Consider the following 20,420-nt stretch of genomic DNA (forward strand, 5'->3'; position numbering starts at 1 on the left):
GGAGAAGGTGCCGCTGGTGATCTTCGCCGGCGTCGAATACGGCAACGGCTCCTCGCGCGACTGGGCCGCGAAGGGCACGAACCTTCTCGGCGTCAAGGCGGTCATCGCCCAGAGCTTCGAGCGTATCCACCGCTCGAACCTGGTCGGCATGGGCGTCGTCCCGTTCACCCTGCAGGAAGGCACGAGCTGGGCCTCGCTCGACCTGAAGGGCGACGAGATGGTCACCATCCATGGCCTGGCCAACGTCAAGCCGCGCCAGATGATGGAAGCCGAGATCACCTATGCCGACGGCTCCGTGAAGAAGGTGCCGATCCTCTGCCGCATCGATACGCTGGACGAGATCGACTACTTCAAGAACGCCGGCATCCTGCATTACGTGCTGCGCGGCCTCGCCGCGTAAGCCGCAAACGCAGCAACGAGACAGGTCATGGCCGGCGCAAGCCGGCCATGATTCATTGGGGGCGCCTCCCGGTTGTCCTCGCGCCCGCCGCAGTGTAAGGGGGCGGTTCAGTCATCCTCGGTGGCGACTTGGGGCAGGCGCTGGGCGATATCCCGCGCTCGGATGTCGTCCGCCATCACCGACAACAGACGGGAGCACCCGCAGCATGTCCGCCACGTTCGAGACGGTCGCCGGCATCATTTCCGAAACCTGCGATATTCCGCGGGAGAAGATCACGCCGCAGAGCCACGCGATCGAAGATCTCGGCATCGATTCCCTGGCCTTCCTCGACATCGCCTTCGCGATCGACAAGGCCTTCGGCATCAAGCTGCCGCTCGAGCAGTGGACGCAGGAAGTCAACGAAGGCAAGGCCCCGGCCGAGCAGTATTTCGTGCTCGAGAACCTCTGCAAGCGCATCGACGACCTCGTCGCCGCCAAGAAGGCGTGACCCCTGCGCGAGCCGCCGGACTTGAGCCAGCGCCTCGCTCCCGATAGAGCATAGGGGCCGTTGCGCGGATCATCCGATCCGTGCCGCGGCCTTGCGCCGTTCTAGAGCATTTTCGAGCGAAGTGGGCACCGGTTCGCGTGAAGAAAATGCGACCCAACAAAGAGTAGGAGGATACCCGCGCCTCGAAGAATCGCGGATATCCTCCAAGCCGACAGAGCCAAGGATCACATGCGTCTCGAATATTTCGACATGATCGACAGGGTCGTGACCTTCGATCCGTCGCAGAAGCGCATCGTGACGCGCTCCACCGTCCCCGCCGAGAGCCCGGTCTTCGAAGGCCACTTCCCCGGCCATCCGCTGGTGCCCGGCGTGCTCCTGACCGAGACCATGGCGCAGGCCTCCGGCTATCTCCTGCTCGGCCTCAACGGCCTCTCGCAGATGCCGTTCCTGATGACGGTCGACAAGGCGCGCTTCCGCACCTTCGTCGAGCCCCGCACCGAGCTGGAAGCCAGCGCCGAGCTCGTCATCGAGGGCTCCGGCTACGCCGCGACCAAGGTGAAGCTGACCAGCGAAGGCAAGCCGATCTGCGATGCCGATCTGCGCTTCCGCCTGATGCCTTTCCCCGCCGATATGCGCGCGCTGATGCTAAGCCGCATCAAGACAATCGGCCTGACGCCGGAGCCTGCCCCATGAGCCGCCGCGACGTGGTCATCACCGGCATCGGCATCGCGTCGAGTCTCGGCGAAGGCGTCGAGGCCCATGCCGCCGCGCTTGCCGCGGGCTGTCCGCCGGTCGTCGATACCGAGAGCTTCAAACCCTATCCGCTCCATCCACTGGCGGCGCTGGAGCTCGACAGGCAGATCCCGAAGAAATCCGATCAGCGCCAGATGGAGCCCTGGCAGCGGCTCGGCGTCTATTCGGCAGGCCTTGCCCTCGATTCCGCCGGGCTGAAGGACGATGCCGAGGCCAAGAGCGCCCTGCAGGTCATCGTCGCCGCCGGCGGCGGCGAGCGTGATCATGCCGTCGATGCGGCGATCCTCGAAGGCCTGCGCGGCGCCAACGACCCCGGCGCCTTCCTCAACGAGCGCCTGATGAGCGATCTCAGGCCGACCCTCTTCCTGGCCCAGCTCTCCAACCTGCTCGCCGGCAATATCGCCATCGTCCATGGCATCACCGGCCCGTCGCGCACCTTCATGGGCGAGGAACAGGCCGGCGTCGACGCGATCCGCACCGCTCATGCCCGCATCGCCTCCGGCCAGTCCGACCTGATGCTGGTCGGCGGCGCCTACAATGCCGAGCGCCGCGACATGCTGCTGCTCTTCGAACTCGGCGGCTATCTGCACCGCGACGATTTCAAGCCTGTCTTCGAACGCGAGAATGCACCCGGCCTGATCACCGGCAGCGCCGGTGCCTTCCTCGTGCTCGAATCGGCTGAACGCGCCGCCGCCCGCGGCGCCAGGGCCTATGCGAAGCTGAGCCAGACCAGCGCTGCCCGCAGCCGCCGCGAGGCCGGCTCGATCCGGTCGGCGCTGGCGAAACTGCTCGGCGACTTCGGCCCGATCGCGGGCGACGCGCTCGCCATCTCCGCCGCCACCGGCTGCGCCGGTATCACCGGTGAAGAAGCGGCCGCCATCGCCGCTGCTGCTCCTTCCGCGAAGCGCATCGCGACCGGCGATCTCGTGGGCCATGCCGTCGAAGCGGCTTTCCCGGTTTCGGTGGCGCTCGCCGCGATCGCCCTGTCGGCCGGGCAAGCCAGGGAAGCGATCGTCACCGGCGCCGGCCATTGGCGTGGCGAAGGCGCCGCGCATCTTGTTCAAGCGTGAGGGTTGAAGCCATGACCACGCATCGCGACGCCAAGGGCCGTCCGCTCGTCGCCGTCACCGGGCTCGGCGTCGTCACCTCGCTCGGCCAGGGCAAGGAGACCAACTGGCAGGCCCTCACATCAGGCCAATCCGGCATCCACCGCATCGAGCGTTTCCCCACCGAAGGGCTGAAGACCAGCATCGGCGGCACCGTCGATTTCCTGTTCGACGGCCCGTTCTCCGCTCCTGAACTCTCAGAGAAGCTCGCGACGCTCGCCGCTGAAGAAGCGGTCGGTCAGAGTGGTCTCGGCACCAACGGCGATTTCCCCGGCGAGCTGTTCATGGCCGTCCCGCCCGTCGAGATGGAATGGCCGCAGAAGCAAGAGATGGCCCAGGCCGTCTCCGGCGAGGTCGATTATGACGGGCTGCTGCGCGCTGCCGCGACCGGCAAATACCGGGCGATGCACGAACTCTTCGTCTTCGGCGGCGTCGCCGACCATATCGCCGACCGCTTCGGCACCAAGGGCTCGCCGATCTCGCTCTCGACCGCCTGCTCCTCCGGCGCGACCGCAATTCAGATGGGCGTCGAGGCGATCAGGAGGGGCGATACTCAGGCAGCCTTGTGCATAGGCACCGACGGCTCGATCCATGCCGAGGCGCTGATCCGCTTCTCGCTGCTCTCGGCGCTCTCGACCCAGAACGACCCGCCGGAAGGCGCCGCCAAGCCGTTCTCGAAGAACCGCGACGGCTTCGTCATGGGCGAGGGCGCGGGCGCGCTGGTGCTGGAGGATTACGACCATGCGCTCGCGCGCGGCGCGACCATCCTCGGCATCGTCGCCGGCTGCGGCGAACGCGGCGACGGCTTCCACCGCACGCGGTCGAGCCCGGACGGCAAGCCCGCCATCCTCGCCATGCAGGATGCGATCGCCGATGCCGGCCTGACGCCAGACGACGTCGACTACATCAACGCCCACGGCACCTCGACGCCCGAAAACGACAAGATGGAGGCGATGAGCTGCGCCGCCGTCTTCGGCGAGCGCATGGCGAGCCTGCCGATCTCCTCCAACAAATCGATGATCGGCCATACGCTGACGGCAGCCGGCGCGGTCGAGGCGGTGATCTCCTTCCTGACCATCGCCAACGGCACGATCCCGCCGACGATCAATTATGTGAACCCCGATCCCGCCATCGCACTCGACGTCGTGCCGAACACGGCGCGCAAGGCGAAGGTGCGCACGGTGATCTCGAATTCCTTCGGCTTCGGCGGCCAGAACACCTGCCTTGTGCTGACGGCGCCTCCGGAGGCCGCATGACCAAAATTCTCGTCACCGGCGGCGCCAAGGGTGTCGGCGCCGCGATCGTGCGCGCGCTCGCAGCCGCCGGCCACGATGTCGACTTCACCTTCCGCTCCTCCGCCGATCAGGCGAAGGCGCTGGCCGGGGAGATCACGGCAAGCCATCCCGACCGCAGCATCACCGCGCTGCCGCTCGACCTCTCCGACAAGGAAGCGCTCGACGCCTTCTGCGAGGCGCGCGAGGGCGAGAGCTATTTCGGCCTCGTCCACAATGCCGGCCAGCCCTATGATTCGCTCGCCGCGATGATGACGCAGGACAAGGCGGAAGCGGCGATGCAGGTCAATTTCTGGGCTTTCACCCGCCTCGCCAAGAGCCTGATGCGTACCATGATCCGCGCCCGCTCCGGCCGCATCGTCGCGATCGGCTCGGTCGCCGCGCTGCGCGGCAACCCGGGCAACGCGGCCTATGCGGCATCCAAGGGCGCATTGATCTCCTATGCGAAGACGCTCGCGGTCGAGACCGGCAAGCGCGGCGTCACCGTCAACGTGATCGCGCCGGGCTTCGTCGACACCGACATGATGGCGCCCTATGCCGCCTATCGCGACAAGATGCAGGCACAGATTCCGGCCGGACGCTTCGCCAAGCCGGAAGAGGTCGCCGGCCTGGCGGCCTTCCTGATGAGCGAGCCCGCCGCCTATATCAGCGGCACCGTGCTGCCGATCGACGGCGGCCTGACCGCGCAGCTCGGCGTCCACCGCTGATACCTTTGTTCTGAAAGGTCGAAAACCGATGCGTTCCCTCCAGCTCCACGGCGATCGCGACCTGCGCCTGGAAGAGATCGAGCCGCCGCCGCCGCCTGCTCCGGGTGAGGTGCAGATCCGCATCAAGGCGGTCGGACTGAACTATCTCGACCTCTGGGGCTTCCGTGGCATGGCTTTTGCCAAGCGCAAGATGCCGCAGGCGGCGGGCGTCGAGGCGGCCGGCGAGATCGTCTGCGTCGGCGAGGGCGTCACCGGCTTTGCGCCGGGCGACACCGTCACCGCCTATGGCGCCGATACCTGCGGCCAGTGCAAGGCCTGCCGCGAAGGCCGCGACAATCTCTGCGAGAACGTCGCCGGCATCATGGGCTTCCATATCGACGGCTTCGCCCGCGAATTGCTGAACCGCCCGGCCCGCCTGATCATCAAGGCGCCGAAGGGCGTCTCCTTCGAGGATGCGGCCTGCGCGCCGATCGGCTTTGGTACCGTCCAGCACATGCTCTTCGACAACGCCAGGCTGGAGCCGGGCGAATCCGTGCTCGTCCATGCCGGCGGCTCCGGCATCGGCACGGCCGCGATTCTGATGGCAAAGGCGATCGGCTGCACGGTCTACACCACCGTCGGCGACGACGAGAAAGGTGCCAAGGCCAAGGCGCTCGGAGCCGATCATGTCATCAACTATCGCGAGGACCGCTTCGAGGGCGTCGTCCGCAAGCTCACCGGCCGCAAGGGTGTCGATGTCGTGTTCGAGCATGTCGGCGCCGACACCTGGAACGGCTCGCTGCTTTGCCTGAAGCGCGGCGGCCGGCTCGTCACCTGCGGCGCGACCTCCGGTCCCTCGGCCACGATCAACCTGATGCAGCTCTTCCAGCAGCAATACCGCATCACCGGCTCCTTCGGCTGCCGGATCGAGAACATCGCGCAGTCGCTGGAGAAGATGGCCGGCGGCATGAAACCGGTGATCGATTCGGTTTTCCCGCTCGCCGAATTCGAGAAGGGCCTCGCCCGGATCGAGGGCCGCAAGGTCTTCGGCAAGGTCGTCATCGCCTTCTGACCGGGACCTGTTTCCCGCCAAGCACTTGACGCGGACCGCTTCCTGCCCCAGATCGCCGGTTTAAGGCCCGGTCTTGCTCTCGGCACGGGCGAGTTAGAGCATTTTCAAGCGAAGTGGATACCGGTTCGCGTGAAGAAAATGCCACCAAACGAAGAGGTAGAGCAGGTGTGCGTTGCGCAGCGACGCGGGCCTGCTCTGGGGCAGGACCGACCTTGAGACGATTGAAGGCTATCGCCGCGCGCGCCGGCGCCGCGGTGATGATCGGCGTGATCCGCGCCCTGTTCGGCTTCCTGCGCCTGCTCGGCCCCGAGCGCGCCAGCGATCTCGGCGGCTGGCTGCTGCGAACCGCGAGCCCCCTGATTCCGGTCAACCGCGTCGCGCTGGCCAATATCCGCGCAGCCTTTCCCGAGAAGGACGAGGCTGAGGTCAAGCGCATCGCGCGCGGCGCCTGGGAAAATCTCGGCCGCGTCGCCGGCGAATACGCCCATCTCAAGACACTCTTCGATTACGATTACCTCAATCCCGACAAGCCCTCGCGCGTCGAGGTCACGGGCATCGAGCATTTCATTGCGCTCAAGGACGACGAGAAGCCGGGGCTGATCTTCTCGACCCATCTCGCCAACTGGGAGCTGCCGGCGATCTGCGCCGAGGCCTATGATCTCGAGACCACCGCGGTCTTCCGTGCGCCCAACGATCCCGCGATCGCCGCCGTCGTCCACGAGATCCGTTCCGGCACGATGGGCGGGCTGGCTGCCGCGAAACAGGGCGCGGCCTTCGCGATGCAGGGCGTGCTGGAGAATGGCGGCCATCTGGGCATGCTGATCGACCAGCATTTCACCCGCGGCGTCGTCGTGCCGTTCTTCGGCCGCCCCGCCCTGACCAATCCGATCATGGGCAAATTCGCCAGGCGCTTCGAATGCCCGGTCCATGGCGTGCGCGTCATCCGCCTGCCGAACCACCGCTTCCGGCTGGAATTGACGCCACCGCTCGATCTGCCGCGCGACGCCAATGGCGAGATCGACGTACAGGGCGCGATGGCGATGATGACCGCCGTCGTCGAGGGTTGGGTGCGCGAATATCCCGAGCAATGGCTCTGGATGCATCGCCGCTGGCGGCCCAACATGATCCCGGCCACAGCGCGCGAAGCCTTCGATCACGCCAGCGCGACCATCCCCGTTTTCAAGGCAACGTGATTTCCCTCGCGCGCCGATTGCGGGCTTTGGTAACCTCAGGAAAAGAAGTCGTCCGCAGAGTCCAGAACATGTTCCCTCGCCCGCGCCATCTCGCAGCGACCGTTGCCGCCTTTGCCTTCGGCATGGCAGCAGCACAGGCGCTGGCGCAAGCGCCCGCGAAACCAGTGAAGGCGGTGATCGAACTCTTCACCAGCCAGGGTTGCTCTTCCTGCCCGCCGGCCGATGCACTTGTCGTCGAATTGGCCAAGGAGCCCGAACTGATCGCGCTCACCCTGCCCGTGACCTATTGGGACTATCTCGGCTGGAAGGACACGCTCGGCAAGGATTCCTTCGCCAAGCGTCAGAAATTCTACGCCAAGGCCCGCGGCGACGGACAGGTCTATACCCCGCAGGTCGTGATCAACGGCGCCGCCCATGCGATCGGCTCGGAACGGACGGAAATCGAGAAGACGGTGAATCAGCTCGCGGCGACCGGCTTCGCCGCCACGGTCGACTTGAAGGAGGAGAACGGCGCTCTCCAGATCCGGGTCACTCCAACCGGAGGCGAGAGCGAGACCAGCGCCGGCATCTGGGTCCTGCCGACCACGCATCAGGCGGCAGTTCCGGTCACGCGCGGCGAGAACCAGGGCCGCACGCTGTCTTACGCCAATGTCGTGCGCGGCATGGTCCGTGTCGGCGACTGGACCGGCAAGGAAACGATTGTCACCGCGCCGCTCTCAGCAACCCAGGCACCCGAGGCGGACGGCTATGTCGTCGTCGTCCAGGCCGAGCGACCCGGCAAGCATGGCCTGATGATGCCCGGCGCGATCCTTGGCGCCGCCAAGGGTCTGGCGAAGCGCTGAGCATTTCAGCACTGCTGCCTAAAGCAGGATCACCTTGTTCGAGAGTTCGTCGACATCGCCGGGCACGGGCGGCGCATGCTGCGCCAGCACGGTCCCGACCGAGCCGACGGCCACGATCAACCCCTCGGTCAGGCGATCCTCGCGCGCGGCAGCAAGCAGCGGCTCGATGATACCGCGCCAGGTATTCTTCTCGACCAGCCCGTCGATGCCGGTATCGGCGAGGATTTCGGCATAGCGTTCCTGCAGGGCGATATAGAGCAGCACACCGGTGCGCCCCTTCGTCCGAGTCAGGCCACGCGCCGTGAATTCGCGCAATGCCACATCATGCGCCCGCCCGCGCTTCACGAAGCCGGGTACGAAACGCCCGCCCCGGCCGTACCAGAGCAGACTCGCCAGCAGGGCGGCGGCGCAGATCAACTGAAGCAGGAAGATGCGCGGCGCGCTCATCACCGTCAGCCACAAGAGCGGCCAGGGCACGAAGAGCGCGAGCGCGAGCGCCATGATCACCGGGACATTGCGATAACTCGACGCCGCCCGGTCGATCACCACGACGATCTCGCCCGCCGTCTGCAATTCGGCCCGGCGCACAGCCTCCGCGATCGCATCCCTGTCGGCTGCATCCATCACCAGTCTCCCGAAGCCCCGCCGCCGCCCGAGGAGCCGCCGCCACCTGAAAATCCGCCGCCCCCCGAGCTCCAGCCGCCTCCACCGCTCCAGCCCGAGCTGGACCCCGAGCCAGTGCTCCAGCCCGTGCTCTGCGGCAGCGTCACCCATTGTCCGTTGCGCAGGCGGTGGCGGCGCAAGCCGCCCTGCTGGTTCAGGCCGCGCAGGAACGCGACGATGAACAGGAAGATGAAGATCATCGCGATGACAACGGCGATATCCTCGCCCAGCGTGCTCTCGTCCGAGCGCACCTCGGCCTTGCGCTGCCATTCCTCGGCATCGCCCGCGAGGATGGTCAGGATGGCGTCGACGCCGGCCTCGATCCCCCCGGCGAAATCGCCGCTCTTGAACTTCGGCGCGATCGCCGTGGTGATGATGACCTTCGAAAGCGCGTCAGTCAGCGCCCCTTCGACGCCATAGCCGACTTCGATGCGGACCTTGCGCTCCTTCGGTGCGACGATCAGCAGGACACCGTTGTTCTTGGCCTTCTGGCCAAGCTTCCAGTGCCGGAAGAGCCCGTTGGCGAAATCCTCGATGGCGACGTCCTGAAGCGACGGCACCGTCGCGACGACGACCTGATCGGAGGTCTTGTCCTCATGCGCCTTGAGCTTGTCCTCGAGCCGCTGCCGGATATCGGGCGCGAGCAGGTTGGCGCCATCGACGACCCGCCCCGTCAGCGCGGGATAGGAAGGCTCGGCGGCGAGGGCGAAGCTGCTCCAGAGCAAAAGCAGTAAAAGCGCAACTGCATGCCAAGGCGTCATTCTCGGGCGGACCGAAATGCAAACCCGAGAATCTCTGTCAGGAAATGCCCGGGTCAGGCCCGGACATGACGGGCTGGTCGTGACCACAGGTTTCAGCCGGCCGACCTTAGAACTTCACCGCTGGCGGCCGTTCCGCGCCGGCGGTCGCCGTAAAGGTCTCCATCGGCTTGGCGCCCCAGAACAGCTTCGCCCAGATCACACCCGGGAAGGTGCGGATCTCGGTGTTGAAGGCCTGTACCGCCTGGATGTAGTCGCGCCGGGCCACCGCGACGCGGTTTTCGGTGCCTTCGAGCTGCGACTGCAAGGCGAGGAAATTCTGGTTGGACTTCAGCTCCGGGTAGCGTTCGACCGTGACGAGCAGCCGACCGAGCGCGCCGGTGAGCTGGTTCTGCGCGTCCTGATACTCCTTGAATTTCGCGGGGTCGTTAATGGTCGAGGCATCGACCTTGACCTGGCTCGCCTTGGCGCGAGCCTCGATCACGGCGGTGAGGACCTCGCGCTCCTGCGCGGCATAGCCCTTCACCGTCTCGACGAGATTCGGGATCAGGTCGGCGCGGCGCTGGTACTGGTTCTGCACCTCGGACCAGGCGGCTTTCGCCTTTTCCTCCAGCGTCGGCACGTTGTTGTAGCCGCAGCCGGCGAGCGCGATGCCGAGCATGCCGAGGATGAGCCAGGTGAGCGGCCGGCGAAGTTGAGTCACAATCGACATGCCGAAAACCCCTTTTGGCAACGTCAGAACAAGCGATTCGGACTTTAACCGCCAGCGCCCGTCCATCCAAGCTGTCAGGCCGCGGCGAATAGCCTATCCTGCATGCTTCACCGGAGCTTCGCCATGCGCCTGTCTCTCCTCCTCTCCCTGACGCCCGCCCTGCTCGCCGCCCAGATCGCCGTCGCCCAGCCACAGGCTCCCGCTCCCGAGGCCGCAACCGGGCGAGCCGTCAAATCGCTGGGAACCGCCCAGCGCTTCATGGCCGCAGCTGCCAATCCGCTGGCCGCGACGGCCGGACGCGACATCCTGCACGCCGGCGGCAGCGCGACGGACGCCGCCATCGCGATCCAGCTCGTCCTCAATCTCGTCGAGCCGCAGAGCTCCGGAATCGGCGGCGGCGCCTTCTTCATCCATTGGGACGAGGCCGGCCGGAAGGTGACGACGCTGGACGGCCGCGAAACCGCACCCGCCGCCGCGAAGCCCGATCGCTTCATGAGGGACGGCAAGCCGATGCCGTTCCGGGAGGCGGTGGTCGGCGGCCGATCTGTCGGCGTGCCCGGCACGCTGAAGCTGCTGGAAGAGGCACATCGCCGCTGGGGCAAGCTGCCCTGGGCCGATGTCGTCGCGCCCGCGCTGAAGCTGGCAGAAGGAGGCTTCGCGATCTCGCCGCGACTCAACGGCCTGCTCGCTGGTGAAAAGGACCTGCCCAAGAATGCGCTCGCCGCCGCCTATTTCTACGAGCCGGACGGCAAGCCCAAGGCCGTCGGCACCGTCCTTAAGAACCTGGCCTTCGCAGCAACGCTGCGGGCCGTGGCGGCGCAAGGCTCAGAGGCCTTCTACAAGGGCGCGATCGCCGAGGACATCGTCGCGACGGTAACCAGCCACCCGACCAATCCCGGCGACATGACCCTCGCCGATCTCGCCGCCTACAAGATCGAGGAGCGCGAGGCCGTCTGCGGCGCCTATCGCATCTGGCGACTCTGCGGCATGGGCCCGCCGAGCTCGGGCGCCGTCGCGCTCCAGCAGATGCTCGGCGTCCTCGAAGGCCAGGATCTGCGCCGCATGGGACCGGGCGCGGACGCCGCGCACTGGTTCAGCGAGGCCGGCCGGCTCGCCTTCGCCGATCGCGCGCTCTACCTCGCCGACCCCGCCTTCATCAGCGTGCCAGTACGCGGCTTGATCGACCGCGACTATATCCGCTCGCGCGCCGGCCTTGTCAGTCCCGAGCGCTCGATGGGCCGCGCCAAGCCCGGCGACCCGCCGCATCGGCGTGCGCAGCTCCTCGCGCCCTCCGACGGCATCGAGAACGGCACCAGCCATATCTCGGTGGTCGATGCCGACGGCAATGCCGTCGCCATGACCACGACGATCGAGGACGGCTTCGGCTCCCGGCTGATGACCAGGGGCGGCTTCCTGCTCAATAACGAGCTGACCGATTTCAACTTCGCCCCCGAGGAGGACGGCAAGCCCGTCGCCAATCGCGTCGAGCCCGGCAAGCGGCCGCGTTCCTCGATGGCGCCGACGCTTGTCTTCGACGCTTTCGGCCGGCTCCATGCCGTGGTCGGCTCGCCCGGCGGCAGCCAGATCATCGGCTATGTCGCCAAGACCTTGGTCGCCCTGCTCGACTGGAAGATGGACCCGCAGCAGGCCGTCGATTTCGGCAATTTCGGCAGCCGCAACGGCCCGACCGAGCTGGAGAAGGGCACCGAGGCCGAGGCCTGGAAGGCCGCGCTGGAGGCGAAGGGCCACGAGGTCCGCCTGCTGGAGATGACCTCCGGCACGCAGGCCATCGTCAAGACGCCTGAAGGCTTTCTCGGCGGCGCCGATGGCCGGCGCGAAGGCGTCGCGATCGGGGACTGAGCAGCGTTACGGCTGCGCCGGGCGCTCGCCACCCGCACCGCGCCCGGCGATCAGCCAATAGACGAAGCCCGTCGCCGCACCGACCAGGAAGAGGCCGGAGATGATCTGGATTTCGGCCGTGCTCGGCGCCCGCGACAGCCTGAGCATGGCGAGAGGCAGCAGCGCGGCCAGGAGCCCGGTGAAGCCGCTCTGGAGCAGGCCGCTGCGCAAGCGAAACAGTTCCGAACCGACTGCCACCAGCACGACTGGTGCGACAATGATCGCCAGTCCGAGTTTCCCGATCAGCGCGAAGGCCGCCTGCGCGGCCGGCGCCGGATCGATCCCGCTCTCGGCGAGCCCGAACAGGATGTCGACCAACCGCTCGATGCCGCCGCCGATCAGCATGGCCACGGCCGGCGAAGCGAAGCTCGCCATGCCCAGGAAGAACACGCCCGCCCCCATCGCGACGAGGCAGGCGAACGGGATCAGCAGCAGCCAGCGCAGCAAGGCTTATTCCGCCGCAACGGCAGGAGCGTCAACCTGCGCCTCGTCCAGCATCAGCCGTGCGCGGGCGGAGAGCTTCTCGGTCTCGCTCTTGAGCTGGCCGCAGGCGGCGAGGATGTCGCGCCCACGCGGCGTCCTCACCGGCGAGGCATAGCCCGCACGGAAGACGATCTCGGAGAAGCGCTCGATCCGGTCCCAGTCCGAGCACTCGTATTTGGTGCCGGGCCACGGGTTGAACGGGATCAGGTTGATCTTGGCCGGAATGCCCTTGAGCAGGCGGACGAGCTCGCGTGCCTCGGCATCGGAATCGTTCACGCCCTTCAGCATGACGTACTCAAACGTGATGCGCTTCGCGTTCGACAGGCCGGGATAGTTCCGGCAGGCCTCGAGCAGGTCCTTGATCGGGTATTTCTTGTTGAGCGGCACCAGCTCGTTGCGCAGGTCGTCGCGCACCGCATGCAGCGAGATCGCCAGCATCGTGCCCATCTCCTCGCCGAGCGGGCCGATCTGCGGCACCACGCCCGAGGTCGAGACGGTGATGCGGCGGCGCCCGATCGACAGGCCCTGATCGTCCGTGATCACGGCGATCGCATCGCGCACGCCCTCGAAATTGTAGAGCGGCTCGCCCATGCCCATGAAGACGATGTTCGAGACGAAGCGCCCGCCATCGTTCGGCACGAAGGCGCCGTCCGGTGCCGCGCGGTTCGGGAAATCGCCGAGCCGGTCGCGCGCCACCATCACCTGCGCCACGATCTCCTCGGTCTTGAGATTGCGCACCAGGCGCTGCGTGCCCGTGTGGCAGAAGGTGCAGGTCAGCGTGCAGCCGACCTGGCTGGAGACGCAGAGCGTGCCGCGGTCGACCTCGGGGATATAGACGCATTCGATCTCGGCGCCGCGGTCATGCGGGCCGGTCGAGGGCATGCGCATCAGCCATTTGCGGGTGCCGTCGGTCGAGACCTGTTCGGCGGTGACAGTGGGCAGATCGAGCGAGAAACGCTCGGCGAGCTGCCCACGCAGGCCCTTGCCGATCGTCGTCATCGCGTCGAAATCGCGCACGCCGTAATGATAGATCCAGTTCCAGAGCTGGCCGACGCGCATGCGCCGTTCCTTCTCGGGCACGCCGATCTCGGCCAACGCCTCGATGAGGCCGGTGCGCGTGCGCCCGACCAGCGAGGGGCGTCGCAAAACAGGTTCGGCCGCCGGGGCGGCGGTAGCGGAAACGGTTGCGGTCATCGGAGCTCTGTCGTCGCCCATCGGGGAAGGCGCGGGATTTCGCGGCTCCCTAGCACAATTCGGGAAGAATCGGAAATTGCACGATTCGCGGGCGCCATCCGCCTAGGGGGAATACCCTTCGAATTGTGGCAGATCGTCGGTGATCTCGTACCAGGGCGCCTTCGAGCCGACGAAGATGTGATGGCTGGGACGGATGCCCGGCGTGTCTTCCAGCGTGCCGAGCGCGACATGGACATAAGCCCCGTCGCGGACCACCGAGAATAGTAGCGAGCCACAGCGGCCGCAATGCGCATCGTGCGTGTCGGGCTCGCCGACGATCAGCAGGGCATCCGCGCCCGCAGTGAACGCAAGTTTCGTCCGCTCGATCCCGGCGAATGGCTTGAAAGCCGATCCCGTCGTGCGACGGCATTGTGAGCAATGGCAATTGGCGGCGTAGCGGAAGGCATCCGCGACCTCGAAATGCGACTGCCCACAGAAGCAGCGGCCCTTCAGCCGGCGCTCCACCGCGGCTGCGCCCGCAGCCATCGCCTGAGGCGCCTTACTTGCAGGCGTCCTCGGCCCGCTTCACGATCTGGCTGATGCCGGCGAGCGAGTACTTGTCGCTGGTCGGGTTGCCGCGCTTGGAGGTGCCCTTGACCTCGAGCCCGGAGCCACGGCGCAGCGCGTCGAGCATGCGCGGCTCCTCGGCCGGGTTCTTCAGCCACATGTTCTGGCCCTTGGCGACCAGCGCGAAGCGCTCGTTGCCGATGATCGCCTGATGTTCGACCCCTTCCTTGAGGTCGAAATTCATCACGAAGCTGATCTCGTTGCGCACACCCTCGCCCGGCCGGCTGGAGACGAAGAGCAAGCCTTCGACATCCTTGAGATTGGCGGGGATGCGGGTCTCGGCCTTGGACAGCGCGTAGCAGACCTTGGAGCGGCCTTGGTGCGACGAGAATGCCTGCCACTTGCCGGCGGTCTCCAACAGCATGGCCTGGCCCTGGCCGGAGCTGGCGGCCGCCGCTGCGGCAGGCTTCGGCTTGGCCGGAGCCGCCTCGGCCGACAGCGTGGCCACGCCGAAAAGCCCGGCCATCAGGCCGAGCGCAATGGCGAAACGGGAAAGAGCGGCGTCGCGGGTGCGGAGGAACGAGCTGATCATGGACCGCCATCAGTCACTAAAAAACTTAATACCGCGTTTACCACCTGTTGATCAGGCAGGCTCGCGCGGGGACGGCGGCATAGAGTGTCACGATCCTGGCGAAAATGCGAATGGTGGCAGGGCGGTTCCGCTGCACCTGTGACCATGGCAGGATCGCCGCCTCGGGCGAGGAATGACGGATCGACGATGAAGGCCCTGCTCTGCGACCATCACGGTCCGGCCGAAGAACTGGCGATTCGGGATCTGCCCGATCCCGAACCCGGCCCCGGAGAGGTCGTCGTCGCAGTAAAGGCAGCCGCCCTGAACTTCTTCGACACGCTGATCATCCAGGGGCGCTATCAGACCAGACCACCCTTCCCGTTCTCGCCCTCGGCCGAATGCGCCGGCACCATCACCGCCATCGGCGAGGGCGTCGCCGGCTGGCAGATCGGCGAGCGCGTCGCGGCCTGGCTGGGCTATGGCGCCGCGCGCGAAAAGGTCGCCGTTTCCGCCGATCAGGTCATCCGTATTCCCGACCGGCTCGACGATGCCCAGGCGGCCGGTCTGTTCGTCACCTATGGCACCGCCATGCATGGGTTGATCCAGCGCGCCGGGCTGAAAGCCGGCGAGACGCTGGCTGTCCTCGGCGCCTCCGGCGGGGCGGGGCTCGCCGCGGTCGAGATCGGCGCCCTGCTCGGGGCCCATGTCATCGCCTGCGCCTCCTCGGTCGACAAGCTGGCGCTCGCCCGCGAGCACGGTGCGCAGGAAGAGATCGATTATGCGCGGGACGATATCCGCGCCGCGCTGAAAAAGATCACCGAAGGCCGCGGCGTCGACGTGCTCTACGACACGGTCGGCGGCGAACTGGCCGAGCCGGCTTTGCGCGCGATGGCATGGGAGGGGCGCTATCTCGTCATCGGCTTCGCCGGCGGTGGGATCCCGAAAATCCCGCTCAACCTGCTCCTGCTGAAGGGCTGCGACCTGCGCGGCGTGTTCTGGGGCCAGTTCGTCGCACGCGACCCGGCCGGCCACCGGCGCAATATGGAGCGCCTGCTGGACTGGGCGGCAGGCGGCCATATCCGCGCCCATGTCCACGCCGCGATCCCGCTCGAACGCTGGACCGAGGCCTATGCGCTGATCGCCGACCGCAAGGCCAAGGGCAAGGTCGTGCTGACGCTGTGACGAGCCTTACAGCTCCGTCATCGCCTTCTTGGCCCGCTCGCGATGCTCGATCGTGATCGAGCCGGCAACGGCCGCGATGGCAGCCGCGATCACCGCTGCGTCGTCGGTGAAACCGAGCAGCGGCATGATGTCGGGAATGGCGTCGATCGGCAGCACGAAATAGCCGAGCGCGGCGAGCAGCGTCAGCCGCACGCGCCGCGGCGTCGCCGGATCGCGCGCACAGAACCACGCCGCCAGCAGATCCTCCGCAAACGGAATACGCTTCGCGACGCGCTTGAGCCGGGCCATGAAATCGGCGCCGAACTTCGACTCGTCACGCAGGCTCTTGCGGATCGCCTCCATCTCCTCGCGGCTGAAGCTTGCGCTGAACCCCTCGCTCATCCCTGTCTTACTCCTTGGCGTTCGATGACGCCGATGATCGCGCGCCTCCCATCGAAGCGCCATGTCGAAAGATGGCCCCGGCGAAATCCTGCACAAGAGGCCATCCGCAAAACCCGCTTGGAGCGAGGCAAAACGACCTCTAAACCGGCTGTCGGAACAGGATTGACGGGAAACGCGCCATGAAACTCGATTCCTCCCTTGCCGCCATCGTCACCGGCGGCGCCTCCGGCCTCGGCGAGGCGACCGCGCGCATGCTGGCCAGCCAGGGCGTCAAGGTCGCGCTGCTTGACCTCAATGCCGAGCGCGGCGAAGCGATCGCCAGGGAGATCGGCGGCGTTTTCGCCCTCTGCGACGTCACCAGCGAGGCGTCGGTCGACGAAGCGCTGGCCAAGGCCCGCGCCGCCCATGGCGTCGCCCGCATCATCGTCAACTGCGCCGGCATCGCGCCGGGCCGCCGCGTCGTCTCGAAGAAGCGCGACACCGGCGAGCTCGTCGCCCATGACCTCGCCACCTTCGAAAAGGCGGTCGCGATCAATCTGACCGGCACCTTCCGCATCATCGCCAAGTCGGCCGTCGCACTCGCCGGGCTCGATCCGGTCACCGAGGATGGCAGCCGCGGCGTCATCATCTGCACGGCCTCGGTCGCGGCCGAGGACGGCCAGATCGGTCAGGCCGCCTATGCCGCCTCCAAGGCTGGCGTCGTCGGCATGACCCTGCCGATCGCGCGCGACCTCGCCGGCGTCGGTATCCGCATCGTCACGATCATGCCTGGCCTGTTCGAGACCCCGATGTTCGCCGGCCTCCCCGACGACGCCAAGGCCTCGCTCGCGGTCTCCGTGCCGCATCCCTCTCGCCTCGGCCGCCCGGCCGAATATGCCGCGCTCGCCCGCAGCATCATCGAAAACGACATGCTGAACGGCACCGCGATCCGCCTCGACGGCGCAATTCGCCTCGCGCCGAAATAGCTTTCAGACGACCCGGAAAACCTCGCCGGCACTGCGGTCCCGGTAGAGGTCCACGCGCTCGCCGTTCCAGTGATAGTCGAGATGCCGGCCCTGCACAGGATGGCTCGCGCCATCCGGATAGAACAGCCCGGCGCATTCCCCGCCGGGGCAGCGCACGCTCGGGTAGGCGATGCCGGCCGAGCCGAGGCCCCTCAAGCCGATACCGAGCACCTGGCTCGCGGCATAGTCGGCGGGGTCGAGCACCGGCGCAGCTTCGGCCCCAAGCGGCCGGATATCGTGAAGCTCCGCGTCGACCTCCAGCACGATCTCGCGGAATTGCGAGGTCCAGCCCGGCGGCTGGGCTGTCGCCAGCATGAAGCGGGCGTGATGGTAGATCGTCTCCAGCAGCGCCACCTCGAAGCGGTCGCCGACATAGAGCACGCCGAAGCTGCCATCGCTGAAGCGGCTCGGCCGGTCCGGGCTGACATGGGTGAAGGGCGCCATCAGCCAGCTCGCGCCCGGCCCCGAGACGCGCCGCTCGGCCGGCACCAGATCGAGATTGCCGATCGTCTCCATCAGGCGCGGATTGGTCTTCTGCTCGGCCGCGATCAGCAGCGGCCAGTCAGCGGGGTCGGCGATGTCCTCGAACAGATCGATCGGCGGGAAGATGCTGCGGATGATCCGGACCGCCCCGCGCCATTCGATCCCGGCGACTGGCAGGCTCGCCGGATCGATCACCAGGCGCCCCGCTCGGCATCGAGCAGGCGGCGCACCCGCATCAGGTCGGTGAGTTCGCCGCCGAGCATGACATCCAGCGCCGATCTGCCACCGAAATCACTGTTGGGTCGCTTGATCCAGTCATAGCCGCGCTGCGGCTCGGTGAAGATCAGGCGCAACGCCTTGTGAATGCCCATCAGGTTGGAGAGCCGGGCCTTGCCGTCGCGCGAGATGCGGCCGATCTCGCCGGCTTTCCAGCGCCGGTAGCTCCTGACCGGCAGATCGACCAGCACCGCCGCTTCCTCGTCGGTGATCCGCCAGAGTCGGAACAGGTTGACCGCGGCGCGGAACATCGCGGCCGCCTCCTCCTCCGTGATCGGATCGGGGACGAAATCGCGCTGAGCCGTTTCGATGCGCAGCAGGCCGGTCATGGCATCGTTCTCCATTTGGCATAAAATGGAGATAGTCTTGCCAAATGGCAAGTAGCCGCGATTTTCGACCTATTCCTCGGTCTTCGCTGGCTTGATCTCGTGCTTCAGGATCAGGGGCGTCTGGGCTAGGGCGAAAGCCATGGTCAGCGGCATCACGCCCCAAACCTTGAAAGCGACCCAGAAATCCTGCGTCTGCGTGCGCCAGACCACCTCGTTCAGCCCCGCCAGCACGAAGAAGAACAGGCCCCAGCGGAAGGTCAGCTTGCGCCAGCCCTCCTCGTCGAGTTGCAGCACCGTTTCCAGCACCAGCGAGAGCAGCGACCGGCCGAAGAACAACCCGCCGAGCAGCACCGAGCCGAACAGCGCGTTCACGATGGTCGGCTTGACCTTGATGAAGAAGGCGTCGTCGAGCGCCAGCGTCAAACCGCCGAAGACGGTGACGACGATCGCGTTCACGATCGCCATGCGCGGCAGGTAGCCCATCAGAGCACGTGACAGCGCCAGTGCGATCAGCGATGCCGCGATGAAGATGCCGGTCGCGACGAAGATGCGCCGGTCCTCGGCGACGTGGAACAGCCGGTCGCCATAGGAATTGGCAAAGAAGAAGATCGCGAGCGGCCCGAACTCCAGCGCGAGCTTGAGCAGCGGATTGACAGTCTTGCCTTTCTCCACCGTCCCGGCCGGTTGCTGCATCGTCTCGCTCACGCCGCCTCTCCCAATCCCGCAACCGCACGCGCAAAATCGCTCGCCGAAAACGGCTCCAGATCCTCGACACTCTCGCCGACGCCAATGAAATGCACGGGTAGGCCGAACTGCGCCGCCAGCGCGACGAGAATGCCGCCGCGCGCCGTGCCGTCGAGCTTGGTCATGACCAGCCCGGTCACGCCCGCCGTCTCGCGGAAGGCTTCGACCTGGCTGATCGCGTTCTGGCCGACGGTGGCGTCCAGAACCAGCAGGGCCGCATGTGGCGCGCTCGCGTCCTGCTTGCGGATGACACGAACAACCTTGGCGAGCTCGTCCATCAGCCCCTGCTTGTTCTGCAGGCGCCCGGCCGTATCGATCAGCAGCACGTCGGTATTGTTCGCCTTGGCTTTCTGCAGCGCCTCGAAGGCGAGGCCAGCCGCGTCGGCGCCCTGCTGGCCGTAGACGACCTCGGCCCCGGTGCGCTCGCCCCAGACCCGCAATTGCTCGATCGCCGCAGCGCGGAAAGTGTCACCAGCCGCGAGCATCACGGATTTGCCCTCGGCACGGAATTTCGCCGCGAGCTTGCCGATCGTCGTGGTCTTGCCGGAACCATTGACCCCGACCATCAGCAGCACGAACGGCTTTTTCGTGGCATCGATCGCCAGCGGCCGGGCGACGGGCACGAGGATCGTCTCGACCTCGCGCGCCAGGATCGCCTTCACCTCGGCCGGATCGATCTGTTTGTCGTAGCGGCCGTCGCCGACGGCCTTGGCGATCTTGGCGGAGGTCACAAGGCCGAGATCGGCCTGGATCAGGATGTCTTCCAGGTCCTCCAGCGTGCCGGCATCGAGCTTGCGCTTGGTGAAAAGGTCGGTGATCCCCGTCGTTAGCGCCGAGGATGTCCGCGACAGCCCCTCGGTCAGCCGCCGCCACCAGCTCCGCTTCGGCTGCGGCGCCGGGGCGGGAGCAGGCTCGGGAGCAACGATCGGCTGGGGCTGCGGAGCCACGGCGGTGACAGGTTCCGGCTCCGGCTCGACCGCAGGCGCAACCTCCTCAACCGGAACAGGTGGCGGGACAGGCTCGGCAGCCGGTGCTTCGATGACAGGCGCTTCAGCCTCCGCGACCGGCGGAGGAGCCGCCTCTTCGACCTCCGGCTTCGGCTCCTCGACAGGCTCGATGGCCTGTTTGGTCACCGTCTCCGGGGCAGGAGCCGGCTTGGACGGTTCCTCGTCACGCCCGAACAGCCTCGAAAAGAAGCCGCGCTTCTTCGGTTCCGTCTCGCTCATCGTCATCCTGTCTTCGGTTCGGCAGGCATCTTTGGTTGCGCCGCCGGGCCGGCTTCGCTAGCGCAATGCCATGGCGCAGCCGGACCGACCAGAAAATTCGTACCCTGACGGGCAGATCGACGGGGAGCTGCCGGTGCC

At 66.8% G+C, this 20,420-nt stretch carries 23 protein-coding genes and 1 pseudogene; 12 read left to right on the forward strand and 12 right to left on the reverse strand.

The window, feature by feature from the left end:
• From J0I42_RS22165 to J0I42_RS22205, 9 genes and pseudogenes are all read left to right on the forward strand, one after another.
• Positions 1-400: pseudogene (locus J0I42_RS22165) on the forward strand (aconitate hydratase); the annotation flags it as partial.
• A gap of 205 nt (positions 401-605) precedes the next feature.
• Entirely contained in the window at positions 606-887 is a 282-nt protein-coding gene (locus J0I42_RS22170; protein ID WP_047580420.1) for an acyl carrier protein, read from the forward strand.
• A gap of 228 nt (positions 888-1,115) precedes the next feature.
• Positions 1,116-1,580, forward strand: coding sequence for a 3-hydroxyacyl-ACP dehydratase FabZ family protein (locus J0I42_RS22175; protein WP_291658138.1), 465 nt, complete (start codon positions 1,116-1,118; stop codon positions 1,578-1,580).
• Positions 1,577-2,710 carry a beta-ketoacyl-ACP synthase gene (locus J0I42_RS22180; RefSeq protein ID WP_291658140.1) on the forward strand — a complete coding sequence of 378 codons (1,134 nt, stop codon included), beginning with the start codon at positions 1,577-1,579 and terminating at the stop codon, positions 2,708-2,710. The genes J0I42_RS22175 and J0I42_RS22180 overlap by 4 nt, the downstream gene beginning before the upstream one ends.
• An 11-nt stretch (positions 2,711-2,721) precedes the next feature.
• Positions 2,722-4,002 carry a beta-ketoacyl-ACP synthase gene (locus J0I42_RS22185; RefSeq protein WP_291658141.1) on the forward strand — a complete coding sequence of 427 codons (1,281 nt, stop codon included), beginning with the start codon at positions 2,722-2,724 and terminating at the stop codon, positions 4,000-4,002.
• Entirely contained in the window at positions 3,999-4,745 is a 747-nt protein-coding gene (locus tag J0I42_RS22190) for an SDR family oxidoreductase (protein ID WP_291658143.1), read from the forward strand. Before J0I42_RS22185 ends, J0I42_RS22190 begins: the two co-directional genes overlap by 4 nt.
• A 28-nt stretch (positions 4,746-4,773) precedes the next feature.
• Positions 4,774-5,796, forward strand: a complete 1,023-nt coding sequence (locus J0I42_RS22195; RefSeq protein WP_291658144.1) for a zinc-binding dehydrogenase — start codon at positions 4,774-4,776, stop codon at positions 5,794-5,796.
• A gap of 212 nt (positions 5,797-6,008) precedes the next feature.
• A complete protein-coding gene (locus J0I42_RS22200; protein WP_291658146.1) occupies positions 6,009-6,989 on the forward strand; it encodes a lipid A biosynthesis lauroyl acyltransferase in 981 nt (326 codons plus the stop codon).
• 68 nt (positions 6,990-7,057) lie between these two features.
• Complete coding sequence (locus J0I42_RS22205; RefSeq protein WP_291658148.1) at positions 7,058-7,831, forward strand: DUF1223 domain-containing protein; 774 nt, start codon at positions 7,058-7,060, stop codon at positions 7,829-7,831.
• 18 nt (positions 7,832-7,849) lie between these two features.
• On the opposite strand, the gene J0I42_RS22210 is transcribed toward J0I42_RS22205, so the two are convergent.
• The 3 genes from J0I42_RS22210 to J0I42_RS22220 form a co-directional block, all read right to left on the reverse strand.
• On the reverse strand, positions 7,850-8,455 hold the full coding sequence (locus tag J0I42_RS22210; RefSeq protein ID WP_291658149.1) for a TPM domain-containing protein: 606 nt from the start codon (positions 8,453-8,455) through the stop codon (positions 7,850-7,852).
• Positions 8,455-9,255, reverse strand: a complete 801-nt coding sequence (locus tag J0I42_RS22215) for a TPM domain-containing protein (protein ID WP_291658151.1) — start codon at positions 9,253-9,255, stop codon at positions 8,455-8,457. The genes J0I42_RS22210 and J0I42_RS22215 overlap by 1 nt, the downstream gene beginning before the upstream one ends.
• A 106-nt stretch (positions 9,256-9,361) precedes the next feature.
• Complete coding sequence (locus J0I42_RS22220) at positions 9,362-9,913, reverse strand: LemA family protein (protein WP_291658197.1); 552 nt, start codon at positions 9,911-9,913, stop codon at positions 9,362-9,364.
• A 174-nt stretch (positions 9,914-10,087) separates the two neighbouring features.
• Between J0I42_RS22220 and ggt the strand changes: the two genes are divergently transcribed.
• On the forward strand, positions 10,088-11,824 hold the full coding sequence (gene ggt, locus J0I42_RS22225; RefSeq protein ID WP_291658153.1) for a gamma-glutamyltransferase: 1,737 nt from the start codon (positions 10,088-10,090) through the stop codon (positions 11,822-11,824).
• A gap of 6 nt (positions 11,825-11,830) precedes the next feature.
• Here the strand turns inward: ggt and J0I42_RS22230 are convergent, their stop codons facing one another.
• From J0I42_RS22230 to J0I42_RS22245, 4 genes are all read right to left on the reverse strand, one after another.
• On the reverse strand, positions 11,831-12,310 hold the full coding sequence (locus J0I42_RS22230) for a hypothetical protein (protein ID WP_291658155.1): 480 nt from the start codon (positions 12,308-12,310) through the stop codon (positions 11,831-11,833).
• A gap of 3 nt (positions 12,311-12,313) precedes the next feature.
• On the reverse strand, positions 12,314-13,540 hold the full coding sequence (gene rlmN, locus J0I42_RS22235; protein ID WP_291658158.1) for a dual-specificity RNA methyltransferase RlmN: 1,227 nt from the start codon (positions 13,538-13,540) through the stop codon (positions 12,314-12,316).
• Between the two features lie 102 nt (positions 13,541-13,642).
• Positions 13,643-14,065, reverse strand: coding sequence for a GFA family protein (locus J0I42_RS22240; RefSeq protein WP_291658160.1), 423 nt, complete (start codon positions 14,063-14,065; stop codon positions 13,643-13,645).
• Positions 14,066-14,078: 13 nt separating this feature from the next.
• On the reverse strand, positions 14,079-14,678 hold the full coding sequence (locus tag J0I42_RS22245) for a hypothetical protein (RefSeq protein WP_291658162.1): 600 nt from the start codon (positions 14,676-14,678) through the stop codon (positions 14,079-14,081).
• Between the two features lie 186 nt (positions 14,679-14,864).
• Here J0I42_RS22245 and J0I42_RS22250 point away from each other — a divergent pair, with 186 nt between their 5' ends.
• On the forward strand, positions 14,865-15,839 hold the full coding sequence (locus J0I42_RS22250) for an NADPH:quinone oxidoreductase family protein (protein WP_291658166.1): 975 nt from the start codon (positions 14,865-14,867) through the stop codon (positions 15,837-15,839).
• A gap of 6 nt (positions 15,840-15,845) precedes the next feature.
• Here the strand turns inward: J0I42_RS22250 and J0I42_RS22255 are convergent, their stop codons facing one another.
• A complete protein-coding gene (locus J0I42_RS22255) occupies positions 15,846-16,181 on the reverse strand; it encodes a YkvA family protein (RefSeq protein ID WP_291658199.1) in 336 nt (111 codons plus the stop codon).
• Between the two features lie 218 nt (positions 16,182-16,399).
• On the opposite strand from J0I42_RS22255, the gene J0I42_RS22260 reads away from it, so the two are divergent.
• On the forward strand, positions 16,400-17,185 hold the full coding sequence (locus J0I42_RS22260; RefSeq protein WP_291658167.1) for an SDR family NAD(P)-dependent oxidoreductase: 786 nt from the start codon (positions 16,400-16,402) through the stop codon (positions 17,183-17,185).
• Positions 17,186-17,188: 3 nt separating this feature from the next.
• Here the strand turns inward: J0I42_RS22260 and J0I42_RS22265 are convergent, their stop codons facing one another.
• The 4 genes from J0I42_RS22265 to ftsY all read right to left on the reverse strand — a co-directional run bounded on the left by J0I42_RS22265 (position 17,189) and on the right by ftsY (position 20,282).
• A complete protein-coding gene (locus J0I42_RS22265; RefSeq protein ID WP_291658169.1) occupies positions 17,189-17,902 on the reverse strand; it encodes an RES family NAD+ phosphorylase in 714 nt (237 codons plus the stop codon).
• The gene (locus J0I42_RS22270; RefSeq protein ID WP_291658171.1) at positions 17,899-18,312 is read right to left on the reverse strand and encodes an MbcA/ParS/Xre antitoxin family protein; all 414 of its coding nucleotides are present in this window, start codon (positions 18,310-18,312) and stop codon (positions 17,899-17,901) included. Before J0I42_RS22270 ends, J0I42_RS22265 begins: the two co-directional genes overlap by 4 nt.
• 69 nt (positions 18,313-18,381) lie before the next feature.
• On the reverse strand, positions 18,382-19,005 hold the full coding sequence (locus tag J0I42_RS22275; protein WP_291658200.1) for a septation protein A: 624 nt from the start codon (positions 19,003-19,005) through the stop codon (positions 18,382-18,384).
• An 8-nt stretch (positions 19,006-19,013) separates the two neighbouring features.
• Complete coding sequence (gene ftsY, locus J0I42_RS22280) at positions 19,014-20,282, reverse strand: signal recognition particle-docking protein FtsY (protein ID WP_291658173.1); 1,269 nt, start codon at positions 20,280-20,282, stop codon at positions 19,014-19,016.
• Positions 20,283-20,420: the final 138 nt, after the last annotated feature.

Origin of the sequence: Allobosea sp., assembly GCF_017308015.1 — a bacterium.
Lineage (GTDB): Bacteria > Pseudomonadota > Alphaproteobacteria > Rhizobiales > Beijerinckiaceae > Allobosea.